The 17,096-nt window shown below is 68.3% G+C and carries 18 protein-coding genes; 16 read left to right on the plus strand and 2 right to left on the minus strand.

The window, feature by feature from the left end; genetic code table 11:
- Window positions 1-56: 56 nt before the first annotated feature.
- Window positions 57-980, minus strand: a complete 924-nt coding sequence (locus tag AC4GY7_RS08410; protein WP_491112960.1) for a TraB/GumN family protein — start codon at window positions 978-980, stop codon at window positions 57-59.
- 94 nt (window positions 981-1,074) lie between these two features.
- Between AC4GY7_RS08410 and AC4GY7_RS08415 the strand changes: the two genes are divergently transcribed.
- The 11 genes from AC4GY7_RS08415 (at window position 1,075) to AC4GY7_RS08465 (ending at window position 13,546) form a co-directional block, all read left to right on the plus strand.
- Window positions 1,075-1,944 carry a glycine--tRNA ligase subunit alpha gene (locus AC4GY7_RS08415; RefSeq protein ID WP_443583848.1) on the plus strand — a complete coding sequence of 290 codons (870 nt, stop codon included), beginning with the start codon at window positions 1,075-1,077 and terminating at the stop codon, window positions 1,942-1,944.
- 77 nt (window positions 1,945-2,021) lie between these two features.
- Window positions 2,022-2,414, plus strand: a complete 393-nt coding sequence (locus AC4GY7_RS08420; RefSeq protein WP_491113708.1) for an endonuclease domain-containing protein — start codon at window positions 2,022-2,024, stop codon at window positions 2,412-2,414.
- Window positions 2,415-2,421: 7 nt separating this feature from the next.
- On the plus strand, window positions 2,422-4,785 hold the full coding sequence (glyS, locus tag AC4GY7_RS08425) for a glycine--tRNA ligase subunit beta (protein WP_491112961.1): 2,364 nt from the start codon (window positions 2,422-2,424) through the stop codon (window positions 4,783-4,785).
- Between the two features lie 103 nt (window positions 4,786-4,888).
- The gene (ppdK, locus tag AC4GY7_RS08430; RefSeq protein ID WP_491112962.1) at window positions 4,889-7,546 is read left to right on the plus strand and encodes a pyruvate, phosphate dikinase; all 2,658 of its coding nucleotides are present in this window, start codon (window positions 4,889-4,891) and stop codon (window positions 7,544-7,546) included.
- A 135-nt stretch (window positions 7,547-7,681) separates the two neighbouring features.
- Entirely contained in the window at window positions 7,682-8,389 is a 708-nt protein-coding gene (locus AC4GY7_RS08435) for a CoA transferase subunit A (RefSeq protein WP_491112963.1), read from the plus strand.
- The gene (locus AC4GY7_RS08440; protein WP_491112964.1) at window positions 8,386-9,357 is read left to right on the plus strand and encodes an HAD family acid phosphatase; all 972 of its coding nucleotides are present in this window, start codon (window positions 8,386-8,388) and stop codon (window positions 9,355-9,357) included. The genes AC4GY7_RS08435 and AC4GY7_RS08440 overlap by 4 nt, the downstream gene beginning before the upstream one ends.
- On the plus strand, window positions 9,354-9,674 hold the full coding sequence (locus tag AC4GY7_RS08445) for a DUF5076 domain-containing protein (RefSeq protein WP_491112965.1): 321 nt from the start codon (window positions 9,354-9,356) through the stop codon (window positions 9,672-9,674). Before AC4GY7_RS08440 ends, AC4GY7_RS08445 begins: the two co-directional genes overlap by 4 nt.
- Before the next feature lies 1 nt (window position 9,675).
- Window positions 9,676-10,317, plus strand: a complete 642-nt coding sequence (locus AC4GY7_RS08450) for a CoA transferase subunit B (RefSeq protein ID WP_491112966.1) — start codon at window positions 9,676-9,678, stop codon at window positions 10,315-10,317.
- 81 nt (window positions 10,318-10,398) lie between these two features.
- Window positions 10,399-11,838, plus strand: coding sequence for a 3-isopropylmalate dehydratase large subunit (leuC, locus tag AC4GY7_RS08455; RefSeq protein WP_491112967.1), 1,440 nt, complete (start codon window positions 10,399-10,401; stop codon window positions 11,836-11,838).
- Between the two features lie 111 nt (window positions 11,839-11,949).
- Window positions 11,950-12,579, plus strand: a complete 630-nt coding sequence (gene leuD / locus AC4GY7_RS08460) for a 3-isopropylmalate dehydratase small subunit (protein ID WP_443583840.1) — start codon at window positions 11,950-11,952, stop codon at window positions 12,577-12,579.
- Window positions 12,542-13,546 (plus strand): NADPH:quinone oxidoreductase family protein, encoded by a 1,005-nt coding sequence (locus AC4GY7_RS08465; protein ID WP_491112968.1) that lies wholly within the window; start codon window positions 12,542-12,544, stop codon window positions 13,544-13,546. Before leuD ends, AC4GY7_RS08465 begins: the two co-directional genes overlap by 38 nt.
- On the opposite strand, the gene AC4GY7_RS08470 is transcribed toward AC4GY7_RS08465, so the two are convergent.
- Window positions 13,533-13,733 (minus strand): hypothetical protein, encoded by a 201-nt coding sequence (locus tag AC4GY7_RS08470; RefSeq protein WP_491112969.1) that lies wholly within the window; start codon window positions 13,731-13,733, stop codon window positions 13,533-13,535. The two genes, AC4GY7_RS08465 and AC4GY7_RS08470, sit on opposite strands and share 14 nt — an antisense overlap.
- A 123-nt stretch (window positions 13,734-13,856) precedes the next feature.
- On the opposite strand from AC4GY7_RS08470, the gene AC4GY7_RS08475 reads away from it, so the two are divergent.
- The 5 genes from AC4GY7_RS08475 (at window position 13,857) to AC4GY7_RS08495 (ending at window position 17,038) form a co-directional block, all read left to right on the plus strand.
- Window positions 13,857-14,186 (plus strand): DUF1476 domain-containing protein, encoded by a 330-nt coding sequence (locus AC4GY7_RS08475; protein WP_491112970.1) that lies wholly within the window; start codon window positions 13,857-13,859, stop codon window positions 14,184-14,186.
- Window positions 14,187-14,190: 4 nt separating this feature from the next.
- Entirely contained in the window at window positions 14,191-14,421 is a 231-nt protein-coding gene (locus AC4GY7_RS08480) for a BolA/IbaG family iron-sulfur metabolism protein (protein ID WP_443583837.1), read from the plus strand.
- A gap of 11 nt (window positions 14,422-14,432) precedes the next feature.
- Window positions 14,433-14,759, plus strand: a complete 327-nt coding sequence (grxD, locus tag AC4GY7_RS08485; RefSeq protein WP_443583836.1) for a Grx4 family monothiol glutaredoxin — start codon at window positions 14,433-14,435, stop codon at window positions 14,757-14,759.
- Between the two features lie 321 nt (window positions 14,760-15,080).
- Window positions 15,081-15,449, plus strand: a complete 369-nt coding sequence (locus AC4GY7_RS08490) for a BlaI/MecI/CopY family transcriptional regulator (protein WP_443583834.1) — start codon at window positions 15,081-15,083, stop codon at window positions 15,447-15,449.
- Window positions 15,446-17,038 carry a M56 family metallopeptidase gene (locus tag AC4GY7_RS08495; protein WP_491112971.1) on the plus strand — a complete coding sequence of 531 codons (1,593 nt, stop codon included), beginning with the start codon at window positions 15,446-15,448 and terminating at the stop codon, window positions 17,036-17,038. The genes AC4GY7_RS08490 and AC4GY7_RS08495 overlap by 4 nt, the downstream gene beginning before the upstream one ends.
- The last annotated feature ends 58 nt before the right edge of the window (window positions 17,039-17,096 follow it).

Here is a 17,096-nt window from a genome sequence, read left to right on the forward strand (position 1 = left end):
CCTCCGTCACCGCTGCGCGGCGCCACCTCCCCGTACCGGGGAGGATTTGAAGCGCATCAGTACCGCACCCGCCGCGCCCTCACCCCCAGCCTGGCAAGCTGCGCCTGCACCGAATCCGGCCCCGCCAGATGCCCGGCGCCGACCGCGATGAACACCGTGCCCGGCCGCGCCATCCGCCCCTTGATCCACTGCGCCCAGCGCGCGTTGCGGTCGGTCAGCAGCACCTTGGCGACCTCCGGCGAACTCTTTAGCTCGTCGTTCATCTCGCGCGCCAGGGCATCGGGATCGCCGCGCGCCCATTCATCGACCATCGCGGCCATCTGCGTTTCCAGCTTCGGCAGCTCGTCCACCGTGCTGACCAGGAACTGGAGCTGCGCCGAATCGGACAGGCTGCCGAAGAAACCCAGCTGCTGCTCGGGCGTCTCCAGCCCGGACACCGGCTTGCCCGCGCGCTTGGCGGCATCGGTGATGACCTCTTCCGGCCCATTGGCGCTGTCGTAGCCCAGCTTCGACAGCGGCGCGACCGACAGCTGCGTCGCGGCGAGCCAGGGCTTGTACCGGTCGAGCGCGTCGGCCGGCAGGCCGAGGTCGGTCACCGCCTTGGTGAAGGCGGCGCGCTTGTCCGCGGGCAGGCGTTCGGTCAGCGGCGGCGTGCCCGGCGCGGCGACACCGGTCGCCTTGACCAGCCCCTGCATCGCGGCCGGGTCCGGCATCACGATCTCCAGCTTCACCTCTTTCGACCGGTCGAACGCGGTCTTCACCGCCTCGTCGAACCAGGTGAGGCCGGGCTTCAGCACATGGATCGTGCCGAACAGATAGATCGTCGTGTCCTTGTCCTTCACCACCCACAGTGCCGGATCGGCATCGTTGGCGGCGCGCGACGGTTTGGCGGCGGGGGCCTTGGCGGGCTGTTGCGCGCAGGCGGGCAGGGCAAGGGCGATCGCGACCGCGGACAGCGCGGCACCAAGCTTTCGTATCATGTAGAGACGGTATCCATTCGGGCGGTCGGGACGATACCTAATGCCGCAGCGCACCACTTGCTAGACGCCGCCTCATCCGCCAAAGCCGCGGGCAATGGCCGCCACTCCGCTCTCCTTCCAAAAGATGATCCTGACGCTCCACGATTACTGGAGCGACAAGGGTTGCGTGATCCTCCAGCCCTACGACATGGAAATGGGGGCGGGGACCTTCCATCCGGCGACGACGCTGCGCGCGCTCGGGCCGCAGGCGTGGAACGCCGCCTTCGTCCAGCCCTGCCGCCGCCCGACCGACGGTCGCTACGGCGAAAACCCCAACCGGCTGCAACATTACTACCAGTATCAGGTGATCCTGAAGCCGAGCCCGCCCGACCTCCAGGACCTGTACCTGGGGTCGCTCGCCGCGATTGGCGTCGACATGACCACCCACGACATCCGCTTCGTCGAGGACGATTGGGAATCGCCGACGCTGGGCGCCTGGGGCCTCGGCTGGGAAGTGTGGTGCGACGGCATGGAGGTGACGCAGTTCACCTATTTCCAGCAGATGGGCGGGTTCGACATGAAGCCGGTCGCGGGCGAGCTGACCTACGGCCTCGAACGCCTCGCCATGTATATCCAGGACGTCGACAACGTCTACGACCTGCGCTTCAACGATGCCGGCGTCAGCTATGGCGACGTGTTCCTCGAAAACGAACGCCAGATGTCGAAGTGGAATTTCGAGGTCGCCGACACCGCGACGCTGTTCGACGCCTTTCGCAAGGCGGCGGCGGAGTGCGAGAACAGCCTGGCCGCCGGCCTGCCGATCCCCGCCTACGAACAGGCGATCAAGGCCAGCCACACCTTCAACCTGCTCCAGGCGCGCGGCGTCATCTCGGTCGCCGAGCGCCAGGCCTATATCGGCCGCGTCCGCGATCTCGCCAAAGGCGCCTGCGGCGCCTGGATGGACAAGAACGGATGGGCGGCGTGACTCCCGTAAATCCTCCCCGGCACGGGGAGGGGGACCGTCGCGCGCAGCGCGATGGTGGAGGGGGCGCGCCGCGAGTCCTGCGCCCCGAGACGTCGCTTGCCCGCAAGTTGCGGCGTGACATGAGTTTGCCCGAAGTGCTGTTATGGCAACGCCTTCGGGCGCAGCAGTCGGGCGTGAAGTTCCGCCGGCAGCACCCCGTCGGACCCTATGTCGCCGATTTCTATTGCAGCGCCAGCCGCACGATTGTCGAAGTGGACGGTGAAGCGCACGATCGCGGTGCGCATCCGGCACGCGATTTGGATCGCGACGCCTTCCTCACAGCTAACGGCTATCGGCTCGTGCATATACCGGCGTCCGACATCCTGCGCGACGCCGATGCCGCGGCGGACGCTATCGCGGCCCTCGCGGCGAGCCCCCTCCACCACCAGCCTGCGGCTGGTGGTCCCCCTCCCCGTGCCGGGGAGGAATGAGAAGACCATGACCGACTTCCTCCTCGAACTCCGCTCCGAAGAAATCCCCGCGCGCATGCAGGACAAGGCGCGGGACGACCTCGCCCGCCTGTTCGCCGCCGAACTCGCCCGGGCGGGGCTCGCCGCGACCGGGATGGTCACCTACGCCACCCCGCGCCGCCTCGCGCTGATCGCGCGCGGGCTGCCTGCGGAGACGCAGGCGGTGTCCGAAGAGCTGAAAGGGCCCAAGACGGGCGCGCCCCCGCAGGCGCTCGAAGGATTCCTGCGCAAGACCGGCCTCGCGCGCGAACAGCTGACCGAGCGGGACGGCGTCTTCTATGCGGTGACCGAAAAGCCCGGCCGTGCCACCCCGGCGGTGCTCGCCGAGGCGATCCCGGCGATCGTCCGCGCCTTCCCCTGGCCCAAGTCGATGCGCTGGGGCGCCGCCTCCGCCTCGACCGAATCGCTGCGCTGGGTGCGGCCGCTGCACGGCATCGTCGCGCTGTTCGGCGACACGCCGGTGGATATCGAGATCGCCGGCATCCGCTCGGGCGTCGCGACCTACGGCCATCGCTTCCACCATCCCGGCCAGATCACCATCGGCTCGGCGGCGGATTACGTCGAGAAGCTGCGCGCCTGCCACGTCATCGTCGACCAGGACGAACGCCGCGCGCTGATCCGCACCCGCGCCGCCGCGCTCGCCGCGGCGGCGGGCTTCACCCTGGTCGGGGACGAAGGGCTGGTGGCGGAGAATGCCGGCCTCACCGAATGGCCGGTGCCGATGCTCGGCCGCTTCGACGCCGACTTCCTCACCGTACCGCCCGAGGTGATCCAGCTCACCGCGCGCGTGAACCAGAAGTATTTCGTGTGCCGCGCGGCCGACGGGTCCCTCGCCGACGCCTTCGTCTGCACCGCGAATATCGAGGCGACCGACGGCGGCACCAAGATCGTCGAGGGCAATCGCAAGGTGCTGGCCGCCCGCCTGTCCGACGCGCGCTTCTTCTACGACACGGACCTGAAGACGCCGCTCGAAGAGCAGGTGGCGAAACTGTCCAACATCGTCTTCCACGAAAAGCTCGGCACCGTGGCGGACAAGGTCGACCGCATCGCCAAACTCGCCCGTTGGCTGGTGGAAGAGGGCGTAATCCCTCCCCGTGCCGGGGAGGAGCCGATGAGCCTCGCCGCCATGGCGGAGCGCGCCGCGCGTCTTGCCAAGGCGGACCTCGTCACCGGCATGGTCGGCGAATTTCCCGAACTCCAGGGCCTGATGGGCGGCTATTACGCCGCCGCGCAGGGCGAGCCGCAGGCGGTCGCCGACGCGATCCGCGATCATTACAAGCCGGTCGGGCAGGGCGACGACGTGCCGACCGCGCCGGTGACGGTGGCGGTCAGCCTGGCGGACAAGCTCGATACGCTCGCCTCCTTCTTCGCGATCGGCGAATTGCCGACCGGATCCAAGGATCCCTTCGCCTTGCGCCGCGCCGCCCTCGGTGTGATCCTGCTGATCGAGCGGTCGCAGTTGCGGCTCGGCATGCTCGCGCCGTTCGGCGTGGCGGTCACCAACGTCGTGCAAAGCGTGCTCGGCCGCACCGCGCAGGCCGATCCCAATTTCGCGCTCTACCTCGAAAAGGTCACGCAGATCGCGCCCGACCGCAATCTGCCGCAGGACGAATTCGACCGGCGCATGGCGCTGATGACCGAAGCGCTCGGCGATTTCGAGATCGTGCTGAAGCCGGAAACCGAAAAGGTCTTCCACTTCCTCCAGCAGGGCCGCGAGCGCATTCGCGAAACGCCGGTGCAGCTGCTCGGCTTCTTCGCCGACCGGCTGAAGGTGCAGCAGCGCGAGGCCGGCGTGCGCCACGACCTGATCGACGCGGTGTTCGCGCTGGGCGGCGAGGACGATCTGGTCCGCCTGCTCGCCCGCGTCGCGGCGTTGCAGGCGTTCGTCGGCAGCGACGACGGCGCGAACCTGCTCGCCGGCTACAAGCGCGCCGCCAACATCCTCAAGAAGGAGGGCTTCTCCCCTCTCCCGTCGGGAGAGGGGCAAGGCGCGCCAGCGCCGCGGGGTGAGGGCGAGCGCGGGACGGCTGGTGATCCTGACCCTTCCGCCGGGAGAGCGAATCCGCTGTCCTACACGCCCGAAAAAGCGGAAGGCGATCTCATCGCCGCGCTCGATTCGGCCGAACCCGCCGCCGCCAGCGCGGTCGCGGCGGAGGATTTCGAAGGCGCGATGGTGGCATTGGCGTCGCTGCGCGCGCCCATCGATGCGTTCTTTGACAGCGTGACCGTCAACGATGCCGATCCGGCGAAGCGCGCCGCGCGTCTCGCGCTGCTTGCCCGCGTCCGCGCCGCCGTGCACGGCGTCGCCGATTTTTCGAAGATCGAGGGGTAGGAAGACACCTCCCACATAGCGTCAACTTCGACAACTTCCGAACGTCGGGTATGCTTCCTTCCTCCCCGGGGCCGAGCATTCGAACCGTAGCTAAGGACCAGCGATGACCCAATACGTGTACCGTTTCGGTGGCGGCGTTTCGGACGGGGGGAAGGGCGACAAGAATCTGCTCGGCGGCAAGGGCGCGAACCTTGCCGAAATGGCGTCGATCGGCCTGCCGGTGCCCCCCGGCTTCACGATCAGCACCGCGATGTGCACGCGTTATTACGAGGACGGCGAACAGTTCCCGCAGAGCCTGCGCGACGAAGTGGCGCACGGGATCGCGCATATCGAGGGGATCACCGACAAGGCGTTCGGCGACGCCGCCAATCCGCTGCTCGTCTCGGTCCGCTCCGGCGCGCGCGTCTCGATGCCGGGGATGATGGACACCGTCCTCAACCTCGGCCTCAACGACACCACGGTGGAGGGGCTGGCCGCCTGCTCGGGCGACGAGCGCTTCGCCTGGGACAGCTACCGCCGCTTCATCCAGATGTACGCCGACGTGGTGCTCGAACTCGATCACGGCGCCTTCGAGGAGGCGCTGGAGATCGCCAAGGAGGACAATGGCTACACGCTCGATACGGAACTGACCGCGAGCGACCTCAAGGCGCTGGTCGCCGAATACAAGGGGCTGGTCGAGCAGGAATGGGGCAAGCCCTTCCCGCAGGACGTCCACGATCAGCTGTGGGGTGCGGTCGGCGCGGTGTTCGGATCGTGGCAGTCGGAACGCGCCAAGGTCTATCGCCGGTTGAACGACATTCCCGCCGACTGGGGCACGGCGGTCAACGTCCAGGCGATGGTGTTCGGCAACATGGGCGACACCTCGGCCACCGGCGTCGCCTTCACCCGCGATCCCTCGACCGGCGCCGATGCCTATTACGGCGAATTCCTCATCAATGCTCAAGGGGAAGACGTGGTCGCCGGCATCCGTACGCCGCAATATCTGACCAAAGCGGCGCGCGAGGAAGCCGGCGCCAAGCCCGCCTCGATGGAAGAGGCGATGCCGGAGGTGTTCGCCGAACTCGCCGCGGTGTTCGACCGGCTGGAAAACCACTATCGCGACATGCAGGACATCGAGTTCACGGTCGAACAGGCCAAGCTCTGGATGCTGCAGACCCGCTCGGGCAAGCGCACCGCCAAGGCGGCGCTCAAGATCGCGGTCGACATGGCGAGCGAAGGGCTCATTACCCGCGAGGAGGCGATCCTGCGCGTCGATCCGATGGCGCTCGACCAGCTGCTCCACCCGACGCTCGATCCGGACGCGCCGCGCGACGTGATCGCCAAGGGGCTGCCGGCCAGCCCCGGTGCCGCCTCGGGCGCGGTGGTGTTCGATGCCGACACCGCGGAGAAGCGCAAGGCGGCCGGCGACAAGGTGATCCTCGTCCGCGTCGAGACCAGCCCCGAGGATATCCACGGCATGCACGCGGCGGAGGGCATCCTGACCGCGCGCGGCGGCATGACCAGCCACGCCGCCGTCGTCGCGCGCGGCATGGGGCGCCCCTGCGTCTCGGGCGCCGGATCGCTGTCGATCGCGGCGAAGGACAAGGTGATGAAGGTTGCCGGCCGCGAAATCCGCGAGGGCGACATCATCACCATCGACGGCGCCAGCGGCGAGGTGATGGCGGGGTCGGTGGCGACGGTGCAGCCGGAACTGGCGGGCGACTTCGGCACGCTGATGGAATGGGCCGACGGCGTGCGCCGCCTGAAGGTGCGCGCCAATGCCGAAACCCCGCTCGACTGCCGCACCGCGCGCGATTTCGGCGCGGAGGGCGTCGGACTGTGCCGCACCGAGCATATGTTCTTCGATGCCGACCGCATCACCGCGGTGCGCCAGATGATCCTGGCGAGCGACGAGGCAGGCCGCCGCGCCGCGCTCGCCAAGCTGCTCCCTGCGCAGCGCAGCGACTTCACCGCGATCTTCGAGGTGATGGCCGGCCTGCCGGTGACCGTGCGCTTGCTCGACCCGCCGCTGCACGAATTCCTGCCGCACGAGGAGAACGAATTCGCCGAGGTCGCCGCGGCGGCCGACGTCGATGTCGAGGTGCTCAAGCGCCGCGCTGCCGAACTGCATGAATTCAACCCCATGCTCGGCCATCGCGGCTGTCGCCTGGGCGTGACCTACCCCGAGATCTACGAGACGCAGGCGCGCGCGATCTTCGAGGCGGCACTGGACGTGGCGGAGAAGTCCGGCGCGGCGCCGATCCCGGAGGTGATGATCCCGCTCGTCGCCACCAAGCGCGAACTCGACCTGATGAAGGCCGTGGTCGACACGGCGGCGCGCGCCGTCTTCGCCGAGCGCGGGCAAACGGTCGACTATCTCGTCGGCACGATGATCGAGCTGCCCCGCGCCGCGCTGAAGGCGGGCGAGATCGCCGAAACGGGCGAGTTCTTCTCCTTCGGCACCAACGACCTGACCCAGACGACGCTGGGCGTCAGCCGCGACGATGCCGCGCGCTTCCTCGGCGCCTATGTCGAACAGGGCATCTACGCCAAGGACCCGTTCGTCAGCCTGGACGTCGACGGCGTCGGCGAGCTGGTCGAACTGGCGGCGGAGCGCGGCCGCAAGACCCGCCCCGGCATCAAGCTCGGCATCTGCGGCGAACATGGCGGCGACCCGGCCAGCATCGCCTTCTGCGCCAGGGTCGGGCTCGATTACGTCTCCGCCTCGCCCTACCGCGTGCCGATCGCACGGCTGGCGGCGGCGCAGGCGGCGTTGAAGTAACGCCTCTTTCCGCCGTCCCTGCCGTCGCGCGGGGATGGCGGCGGAGCGGCAGAGTTGAATACCCATTCAGGTTCGCTTGACCCGGCGGCGTCGCCCCCGCTATCGCCGCCGGCAACGACAGGAGAGTGACGGGCGATGAAGAAGCTCTATCCCGATGCGGCAGCGGCGCTCGACGGCCTGCTCCACGACGGCATGACGATCTGCGCCGGCGGTTTCGGCCTGTGCGGCATTCCCGAACGGCTGATCGACGCCATCCAGGCGTCCGGCGTCAAGGACCTGACCATCGCCAGCAACAATGCCGGCATCGACGGCGAAGGGCTCGGCAAGCTGCTGCGTACCCGTCAGGTCAGGAAGATGATCTCCAGCTACGTCGGCGAGAACAAGGAGTTCGAGCGCCAGTATCTGTCCGGCGAGCTGGAGGTGGAATTCTGCCCGCAAGGCACGCTCGCCGAACGCTGCCGGGCCGGCGGCGCGGGCATCCCGGGCTTCTACACCAGGACCGGCGTCGGCACGCTGGTGGCGGAGGGCAAGGAGGTGAAGAACTTCGACGGCGAGGAATACATCCTCGAACGCGGCATCCGCGCCGACCTCTCGATCATCAAGGGGTGGAAGGCGGACGAGAGCGGCAACCTGATCTTCCGCAAGACCGCGCGCAACTTCAACCAGCCGATGGCGACCGCAGGGCGCATCTGCGTCGCCGAGGTGGAAGAGGTGGTGCCGGTCGGCAGCCTCGATCCCGATCACATCCACCTGCCCGGCATCTACGTGAAGCGGATGATCGTCGGCGCGCCCTACGACAAGAAGATCGAGTTCCGCACGGTGCGCGAGCGGGCAGCGGCGTGATGCGGCGTGCGGCGCTGGTATTGGCGGGCGCGGCGCTGCTGACCGGTTGCAGCGGTCGTGCCGGTCGCGGCGAACGCGTCGGGGCGCTGCCGGCACCGGGCCGGAGCTATACCGCCGATGGCCGGGTGGTGCAGATCACCGGGCTGAAGGCCTTGCCCGCGCCCGGCAGCGCCGCTTTGCCGGCACCGGGCGCGGCGGTGCCGCCGCAGTTCCAATATCTCTACGGTTCGGGCGAAGCGGCGGCGCTCAGCCTCCAGGCGTTCCGCGCGTTGGTCAGTTACGCGACCTACCGCCGTGCCGCGGGCGACAGCGTGGTGCTGACGCCGAACGCCACGCTCGCCGCGCCGCAATGGGAATCGTGCGCGGGCAAGCCGCGCGCGGCGGTGTTCGACGCGGACGAGACGGTTGTGCTGAACCTGGGCGTCGAGGCGCTGGCGGCACGCGACCCGGCGGCGCCCTTCGATCCCGCGCAATGGGAGCGTTGGGAGCGGACCGGAGCGAAGGCGATCGCCCCCGTGCCGGGTGCCGTCGCGGCGTTTGCGGCGCTCCGTGCGGCCAACATCACCGTCATCGTCAACAGCAATCGCGGCACGGCCACGGCGGCGGGAACGATCGCCGGGCTGAAGGCGGCGGGGCTGGGCGATTTCACGCTGGGGACAGACCTGTTCCTGCGCGATGGCGCCAGCGGCAAGGATGGCCGGCGGACCGCCATCGCCCGGCGCTATTGCGTGGTCGCCATGGCCGGCGACCAGCTCGGCGATTTCAGCGACCTGTTCAACGCCATCCCCTCCGCTGCCGATCGCCGCCGCACGACCGACGCCGGCGCGATCGCAGGCCTGTGGGGCAACGGCTGGTTCGTGCTGCCCAATCCCGTCTACGGCCCGGCGCTGAAGGGCGGCTTCGACGAGGTGTTCCCGGCGGACAAGCGCTGGACCGATCAGGGCGGACAGGCAGGGGGCGCGCAATGAGCGACGGCAAACCGATACCGATGAACCTCGACCGCTATGCCGAGCTGATCGGCGGCAGCGCGGAGTTCCTGCGCGTCTGGGCCAAGGCCGATGGCCCGGTCACCTGCTTCGTCAATCCGGTGCCGATCGGCCCCGACCCGTTCGCTTTCGGCCTCGCCATGGTCGATTGCGTCCGCCACGCCGCCAGGGCCTATGCGCGCGCCGTCAACATCGACGAGGCGGAGGCACTGGCGCGCATCTGGGAAGGGCTGGATGCGGAACGGGCCGCTCCGACGACCAACCCGATCTCGATGACCGCCAAAAGGGATGTGAACTGATATGCCGTGGGATCGCAACCAGATGGCCGCACGCGCCGCGCAGGAGCTGCGTGACGGCTATTATGTCAACCTCGGCATCGGCATCCCGACGCTGGTCGCCAACAACATCCCCGCCGGCATGACGGTGACGTTGCAATCCGAAAACGGCATGCTGGGGATCGGGCCTTTCCCTTATGAGGACGAAGTCGATCCCGACCTCATCAATGCGGGCAAGCAGACGATCAGCGAGCTGCCGCAGAGTGCCTATTTCGGCAGCGAGCAGAGCTTCGCGATGATCCGCGGCGGTCATATCGACCTCACCGTGCTCGGCGCGATGGAGGTGAGCGAGGGCGGCGACATCGCCAACTGGATGATCCCCGGCAAGATGATCAAGGGCATGGGCGGGGCGATGGACCTCGTCGCCGGCGTCAAGCAGATCATCGTCGTGATGGACCACACCGCCAAGGACGGCAGCCCGAAGTTCATCCCGGCCTGTTCGCTGCCGCTGACCGGCAAGAACGTGGTCGACATGATCGTCACAGACCTTGCCGTCTTCCGCCGCCCCGATCATGCGACGCCGTTCCAGCTGATCGAACTGGCCCCCGGCGTGACCGCGGACGAGGTCGCGGCCAAGACGAGCGCGCGGTATCTGCCAGCGGAATAAATGGCCGTTGCGAGGTCCGAGGGTAATTTAACGATCGTCAACCTTGGCGTTCGTGCAGCTTTCGGTTAACGCGCACCCATCATGGCAACCCGACCGCAGACGCTGTACGAAAAAATCTGGGCCGCGCACATCGTCGAGACGCGTGACGACGGCACCTGCCTCATCTACATCGACCGTCACCTCGTCCATGAGGTGACGAGCCCGCAGGCGTTCGAGGGACTGCGCGCCGCCGGCCGCCGGGTCCGCCGCCCGGAGCTGACGCTGGCGGTGCCGGATCATAACCTGCCGACCACGCCCCGCCTCGACGCCGCCGGCCGCCCGATCCCGATCGCTGATCCGGAAAGTGCGCAGCAGCTCGACGCCCTGCGGCGCAACACCGCCGAGTTCGGCGTCGACTATATCGATGCGACCGCCGCGGAGCAGGGGATCGTCCATGTCGTCGGCCCCGAACTGGGCTTCACCCTGCCCGGCACGACCCTGGTCTGCGGTGACAGCCACACCTCGACGCACGGCGCGCTGGGGGCGCTGGCCTTCGGCATCGGCACCAGCGAGGTGGAGCATGTGCTCGCCACGCAGACGCTGCTGCTCAGCCCGTCGAAGACGATGGAGGTCCGCGTCGACGGCACGCTCGGTTATGGCGTCAGCCCCAAGGACGTGATCCTGGCGATCATGGGCCGGATCGGCGCAGCGGGCGGGACCGGCCATGTGATCGAATATACCGGCGAGGTGGTGCGCGCCATGTCGGTGGAAGGGCGGATGACGCTCGCAAACATGTCGATCGAGGGTGGTGCACGGGCCGGTCTGGTCGCGCCCGACGACACCACCTTCGCCTATATCAAGGGGCGACCGATGGCCCCGTCGGGTGAGGCCTGGGACAAGGCCGTCGCCTGGTGGCGCAGCCTCGCCACCGATCCCGGCGCGACCTACGACACCGTTGTGCGGCTCGATGCGACGGGAATCGCACCGGCGCTGACCTGGGGGACCAGTCCCGAGGATGTGGTGCCGATCACCGGCGTGGTGCCGGAGCCGGAGAGTTTCGCCGATCCCGCCAAGCGCGACGCCGCCCGCCGCAGCCTGGACTATATGGGCCTCACCCCCGGCACGGCGATGCAGGACGTGGCGATCCAGCACGTCTTCATCGGCAGCTGCACCAACAGCCGCATCGAGGATCTGCGCGCCGCCGCCGCCGTCGCCGACGGGCGCCGCGTCGCGGACGGGGTGCGGGCGATGGTGGTGCCCGGATCGGGGCTGGTGAAGCGGCAGGCGGAGGCCGAGGGGCTCGACCGCGTGTTCGTGTCCGCCGGCTTCGAATGGCGTGAGCCGGGCTGTTCGATGTGCCTGGCGATGAACCCCGACAAGGTGCCGGCAGGCGAGCGCTGTGCCTCGACATCGAACCGGAATTTCGTTGGTCGTCAAGGACCTGGAGCCCGCACCCATTTGTTGTCCCCGGCGATGGCGGCGGCAGCGGCGGTGACCGGGCGGCTCGCCGACGTGCGTGATCTGATGGGAGGACGGCTGTGAAGAAGGTGCTGGTATTGCTGGTCGCAGGCGCGATGATGAGCGGCATCGCCGCCTATGTGGCGGGTGCGCGCGCGCCGCTCACGTCGGTCAAAACGCAACACTGATCCGCCGATGCAGCCTGTCACCCGCGTCAGCGGCACCGCCTATCCCTGGGGTGCCAAGAACATCGACACCGACATCATCATTCCGGCGCATTGGCTGAAGACGATCACCCGTGCCGGCCTGGGTCGCGGCGCGTTCGAGACGGTGCGGGCGCAGCCGGGCAACGTCTTCGACGATCCGCGTTACGCCGGGGCGCCGATCCTGATCGCGGGCGACAATTTCGGCTGCGGGTCGAGCCGCGAGCATGCCGCCTGGGCGCTCGCCGACATGGGCGTGCGCGCGGTCATCGCACCGAGCTTCTCCGACATCTTTTCGGGCAATGCCTTCAAGAACGGCATCGTCCCCGTCGTGCTGCCGCAGGACGCCGTCGACCGGCTGGTCGAGGTGGCGCGCGACCAGCCGGTCACTGTCGATCTGGAGACGATGACGGTGACCACCCCGTATCAGGACCGCTTCGCCTTCCATCTCGATCCGTTTCGCCGCCGCTGCCTGATGGAAGGGCTGGACGAGATCGGGCTGACACTGGCAAGAGATACCGCGATTTCGAAATTCGAAGGTGCGGTGAACGAACACCGCCCCTGGATCGGGAGCAGGAGCGGTTATGCGGGCATTGCTGTCAACGGCGTCGGGCGGACCTGAAACTCTGAAATTGACCGAGCTGCCCGATCCGGTGCCGGCCCGGGGGCAGGTGCTGGTGGCGGTGAAGGCCTGCGCGATCAACTATCCCGACGTCCTCATCATCGAGGACAAATACCAGTTCAAGCCGCAGCGCCCCTTCGCACCGGGCGGCGAGATCGCCGGCACGATCGAGGCCGTGGGCGAGGACGTCAGCGACTGGCAGGTCGGCGACCGGGTGATGGGGGTGATCGGCCACGGCGGCCTTGCCACCCGCATCGTCACCGAACCGCAGCGCCTCTATCGCCTGCCCGAGGAGCGCGATTTCGCCGAAGGGGCGGCGCTGATCCTCACCTATGGCACCACGATCCACGCGTTGCTCGACCGTGGGCGGTTGCGGGCCGGGCAGTCGCTACTGGTGCTCGGCGCGGCCGGCGGGGTGGGGCTGGCGGCGATCGAGCTGGGCAAGGCCTATGGCGCGCGCGTCGTCGCGGCCGTGTCCTCCGAAGAGAAGGCTGCGGCCGCCAGGGCGGCCGGTGCCGACGAGACGCTGATCTATGGCCGCGCGCCGTTCGACAAGGACCAGTCGAAGGCGCTGGCCGAGCAGTTCAAGGCCGCAGGTGGCCGATCCGGCTTCGACGTGATCTACGATCCGGTGGGTGGCGATTATGCCGAGCCCGCCTTGCGCGCGATCGGTTGGGAGGGGCGCTATCTGGTCGTCGGCTTCCCGGCAGGCATCCCGAAGCTGCCGCTCAACCTCACTTTGTTGAAGAGCTGTGATGTGTGTGGCGTGTTCTGGGGAGCCTTCGCCGCCCGTGACCCGCAGGCCAATGCCGCGCATGTCGAGGAGCTGTTCCGCCTGTGGCGGGAGGGCGCCATTGCGCCCAAGGTCACCCGACGCTTTCCGTTCGAACGGGGCGGCGATGCGATCGCCACGATGGCGGCCCGCGCCGCCATCGGCAAGTTGGTGGTGGAGGTCAGCGCAGGATAAGCACCGTCCCGGCGATCATCGCCCATAGCACCAGCGAAATCGCGGTACCGATCAGCACCCCGGCCAGCGGCGGTGCGCGCTCGGGCGTGGCCATGGGGCGGGTCCGTTCGACATCATCCTTCTCCATCCGGTTGCTCGTCATGGGCAACCTGCTGTTTATATGATGCGAAAAGGTCAGGAGTTCCATGCGACGACTATGGACATTCCGCTTTTTCGAAATCCGGTCCCGACGCGGCAGGTGTCCGGCGGCACGTTGCGCGGCCGGGTGGCGCCGCCTATGTGTCGATGATGGAATTGCGGGGAACGGGCCATGACGATGTTCGATGACAGGCGACGGGCCGAAGAAGCGCATTTCGCGCGCTCCGAAGAGATGGCCTTTCGCATCACCGCGCGGCGCAATCGCCTGCTCGGTCAATGGGCTGCGGCACAGATGCGGCTGACGCCCGAGGAAACCGACGCCTATGCCAAGGCGGTCGTCCAGGCCGATTTCGAGGAAGCGGGTGACGAGGACGTGATCCGCAAGCTGCTCGGCGACCTGACTGCCGCCGGGGTGGAGACGGACGATGCCGCAGTCCGCCGCGCGCTCGCCGAACAGTCGATCGAGGCGCGCCGCCAGCTGATCGAAAGCCAGCCGGAGTAAGCGCATGCCGATGGCCGCCGACGATATCGCCGCGCTGATCCGCGCCGCCATCCCGGACGCCGAGGTCGAGATCACCGATCTCGCCGGCGACGGGGACCATTATGCCGCCCGCGTGACGTCCGCGAGCTTCGCCGGCCTGCCGCTGCGCAAGCAGCATCAGGCCGTCTATGCCGCACTTGGCCACCGCATGGGCGGCGAACTCCATGCGCTGCAATTGAAGACCGCAGCCGCCTGAGGATGATGACCATGACCGATGATACCCACGCCCGCATCGACGCCGTCGTAAAGGCCAATCCCGTAGTGCTGTTCATGAAGGGCAGCCCGCTGTTCCCGCAGTGCGGCTTCTCCAGCCGCGCCATCGCGATCCTCGACCACCTCGATGCCAAATACGAGAGCGTCGACGTGTTGCAGGACCAGGGCATCCGCCAGGGGATCAAGGCCTATTCCGACTGGCCGACCATTCCGCAGCTGTACGTCAACGGCGAATTCGTCGGCGGGTCCGACATCATGATGGAGATGTACGAGAGCGGTGAACTCGCCACGCTGATCAAGGGCGACGCCGCCGCGGGCTGATCCCGCTCGATCAAGCCATGATGGGTCGCGGATGCCGAAAGGTGTCCGCGGCCTTTTTCATGCGCGGATTGCCGGGTGCGGGTGGATCCGCGAGGCGGATCCACCCTGCTGAGGCGTCGAACGCTCGGCTGCCTGACGATAAAGCAGATGGCGTGCCAATTAGCGCAATCCGGCGAAACCGGCCGCCGCGATGGTTAACGCAACTGCTGGGGTCGGGTGATCTGTAAAGCGGTCCGACACATCCGTGCCCAGTCCGATCCCGTTGCTTGACTACGAACGTAATCGATGCGATTACAAGCGTAGTTGAAGAGGGAGCGTGCCATGGCCGAACGAATCAGCGATGCCGAACATGCCGTGATGGAGGTGCTGTGGGACGAGGCGCCGCTCACCGCGCAGGACGTTGCCGAACGGGTCGATCCGGCGCGCGGCTGGAGTGCCAACACGGTCAAGACGCTGCTCGGTCGCCTGCTCGCCAAGGCGGCGATCGCGCATCAGGAGGATGGCCGCCGCTATCTCTATCGTCCGCTGGTCGCCCGTGACGATTACGTATCGGGCGAATCGAAGCGGCTGATCGATCGTCTGTTCGGCGGCAAGCTGACGCCGCTCGTCGCGCATCTCGCCGAGCGAGACGCGCTGACCGCGCAGGACATTGCCGAGATCGAGGCGCTGCTGAAGGACCTCAAGCAATGACCGGCTGGCTGATCGAGGCGCTGATCGCCTCCACCGTTCTGATGGCGCTGGTGATGCTGCTCCGCCGGCCGGTGCGCAACCAGTTCGGGCCGCAGGTCGCTTATGCCCTGTGGGCCTTGCCCGTCATGCGGCTCGTGCTGCCGCCGCTGCCCGACGCCTGGCGGCAGGCGGCGGTGACGCCGATCTCGCGCGCGGGCGAGACGATCACGATCTTCGTCGTCGATGGCGGCGTGCAGGCGGGATCGGCGGCTGAGGCGCCGGCGTCGATCTGGCCGGGCATCGCGATGGTCCTCGGGGCGCTGTGGGCGGCGGGGGCGCTCGCCTTCCTCCTCTGGCATCTGACCAGCCACACCCGCTTCTGCCGCCGGCTCCTCGGCTCGGCCGCCACGGTCGAGGAGGTGAGGGGGGTGCGCGTCATCGCCAGCCCTGCGGCGCCCGGCCCGCTCGCCTTCGGGGTGCTGCGCCGCTACGTCGCCTTTCCGACCGACTTCGCCGATCGCTACGATGCCGACGAGCGCGAACTGGCGCTGGAGCATGAGATCGGCCACCACCAGCGCGGCGACCTGATCGCCAATTGGATCGCGCTCGCCGTGCTCGCCATCCACTGGTTCAACCCGGTCGCCTGGCGCGCTTTCCGCGCGTTCCGCGCCGACCAGGAACTTGCCAACGACGCCCGCGTGCTCGCCGGCCGATCGACGATCGACCGCCACGCTTATGCCTGCGCCATCGTCAAGGCTGCGCATGGCGGCGCCGTCTCGGCAGCGTGTCACCTTCACACCATCGACGATCTGAAAGGGAGAATCCGGATGCTGTCCACTTCGCCGCGCTCGCGCCGCCGCCTCGCCGCGGGTGGTGCGCTCGTCTCCACGCTGGTCCTTGCCGGGTTGGGCATGACCGCGTCCGGCACCAGTGCCGCCGCCGCGATCTCCGGCAAGGTCGGCCGGACGATCGGTGCCGACCTGCAGGACGCGCCGCCGGCGCCGCCCGCGCCGCCCGCCCCGGCGATGCCGGCAGACCCCGCGCTGCCAGCCGCTCCCCCCGCACCGCCGGTGCCTGCCGCCGAGGGCAAGGTGCGCCATGTCGTCGTCAAGCGCGTCGACAAGGATGGCAAGGTCAGCACCTATACCTCGTCGACGGATGGTCGTTTCGACGATGCGGCGATCCAGGCGATGGTCGATCGCTCGCTCAAGATGGCGCCCGAGGTCCGCGAACGCCGCTGCGTCGACGGCCGGGACGGTGCGGCACGCGAACTGGTGGTGAACAGCGAGGCAGGCGGCAAGCGCATGATGGTGATCTGCACCAACCGCATCGAGGCGATGGCCTCGTCGGGAGCGGCGGCGGCCGCGCACGCCGATGCCATGCGCGTCAATGCGAGCGCCATGCGCGTCAATGCGAGCGCCATGCGCATCAACGCCGAGGCGATCCGCCGCAATGCCATGGCGACCGCGCTCGCCAGCGTCGCCGCGTCGCGCGCCGATATCGCCGCCAATCGCGCGATGGCGGACGCGGATCGCACCAAGGCGCTGGCCGAAATGGACGCGGCGATGGCCGAACTGCGCGCCGAAGCCGCCGAAACCGACAAGGATTGATGCCCCTCCCGGCCATCCTTCGCCGACACGCGAAGGATGGCCACCCCTTGCGTCGCAG

The sequence above is a fragment of the Sphingomonas sp. SP5 genome, assembly GCF_058313455.1.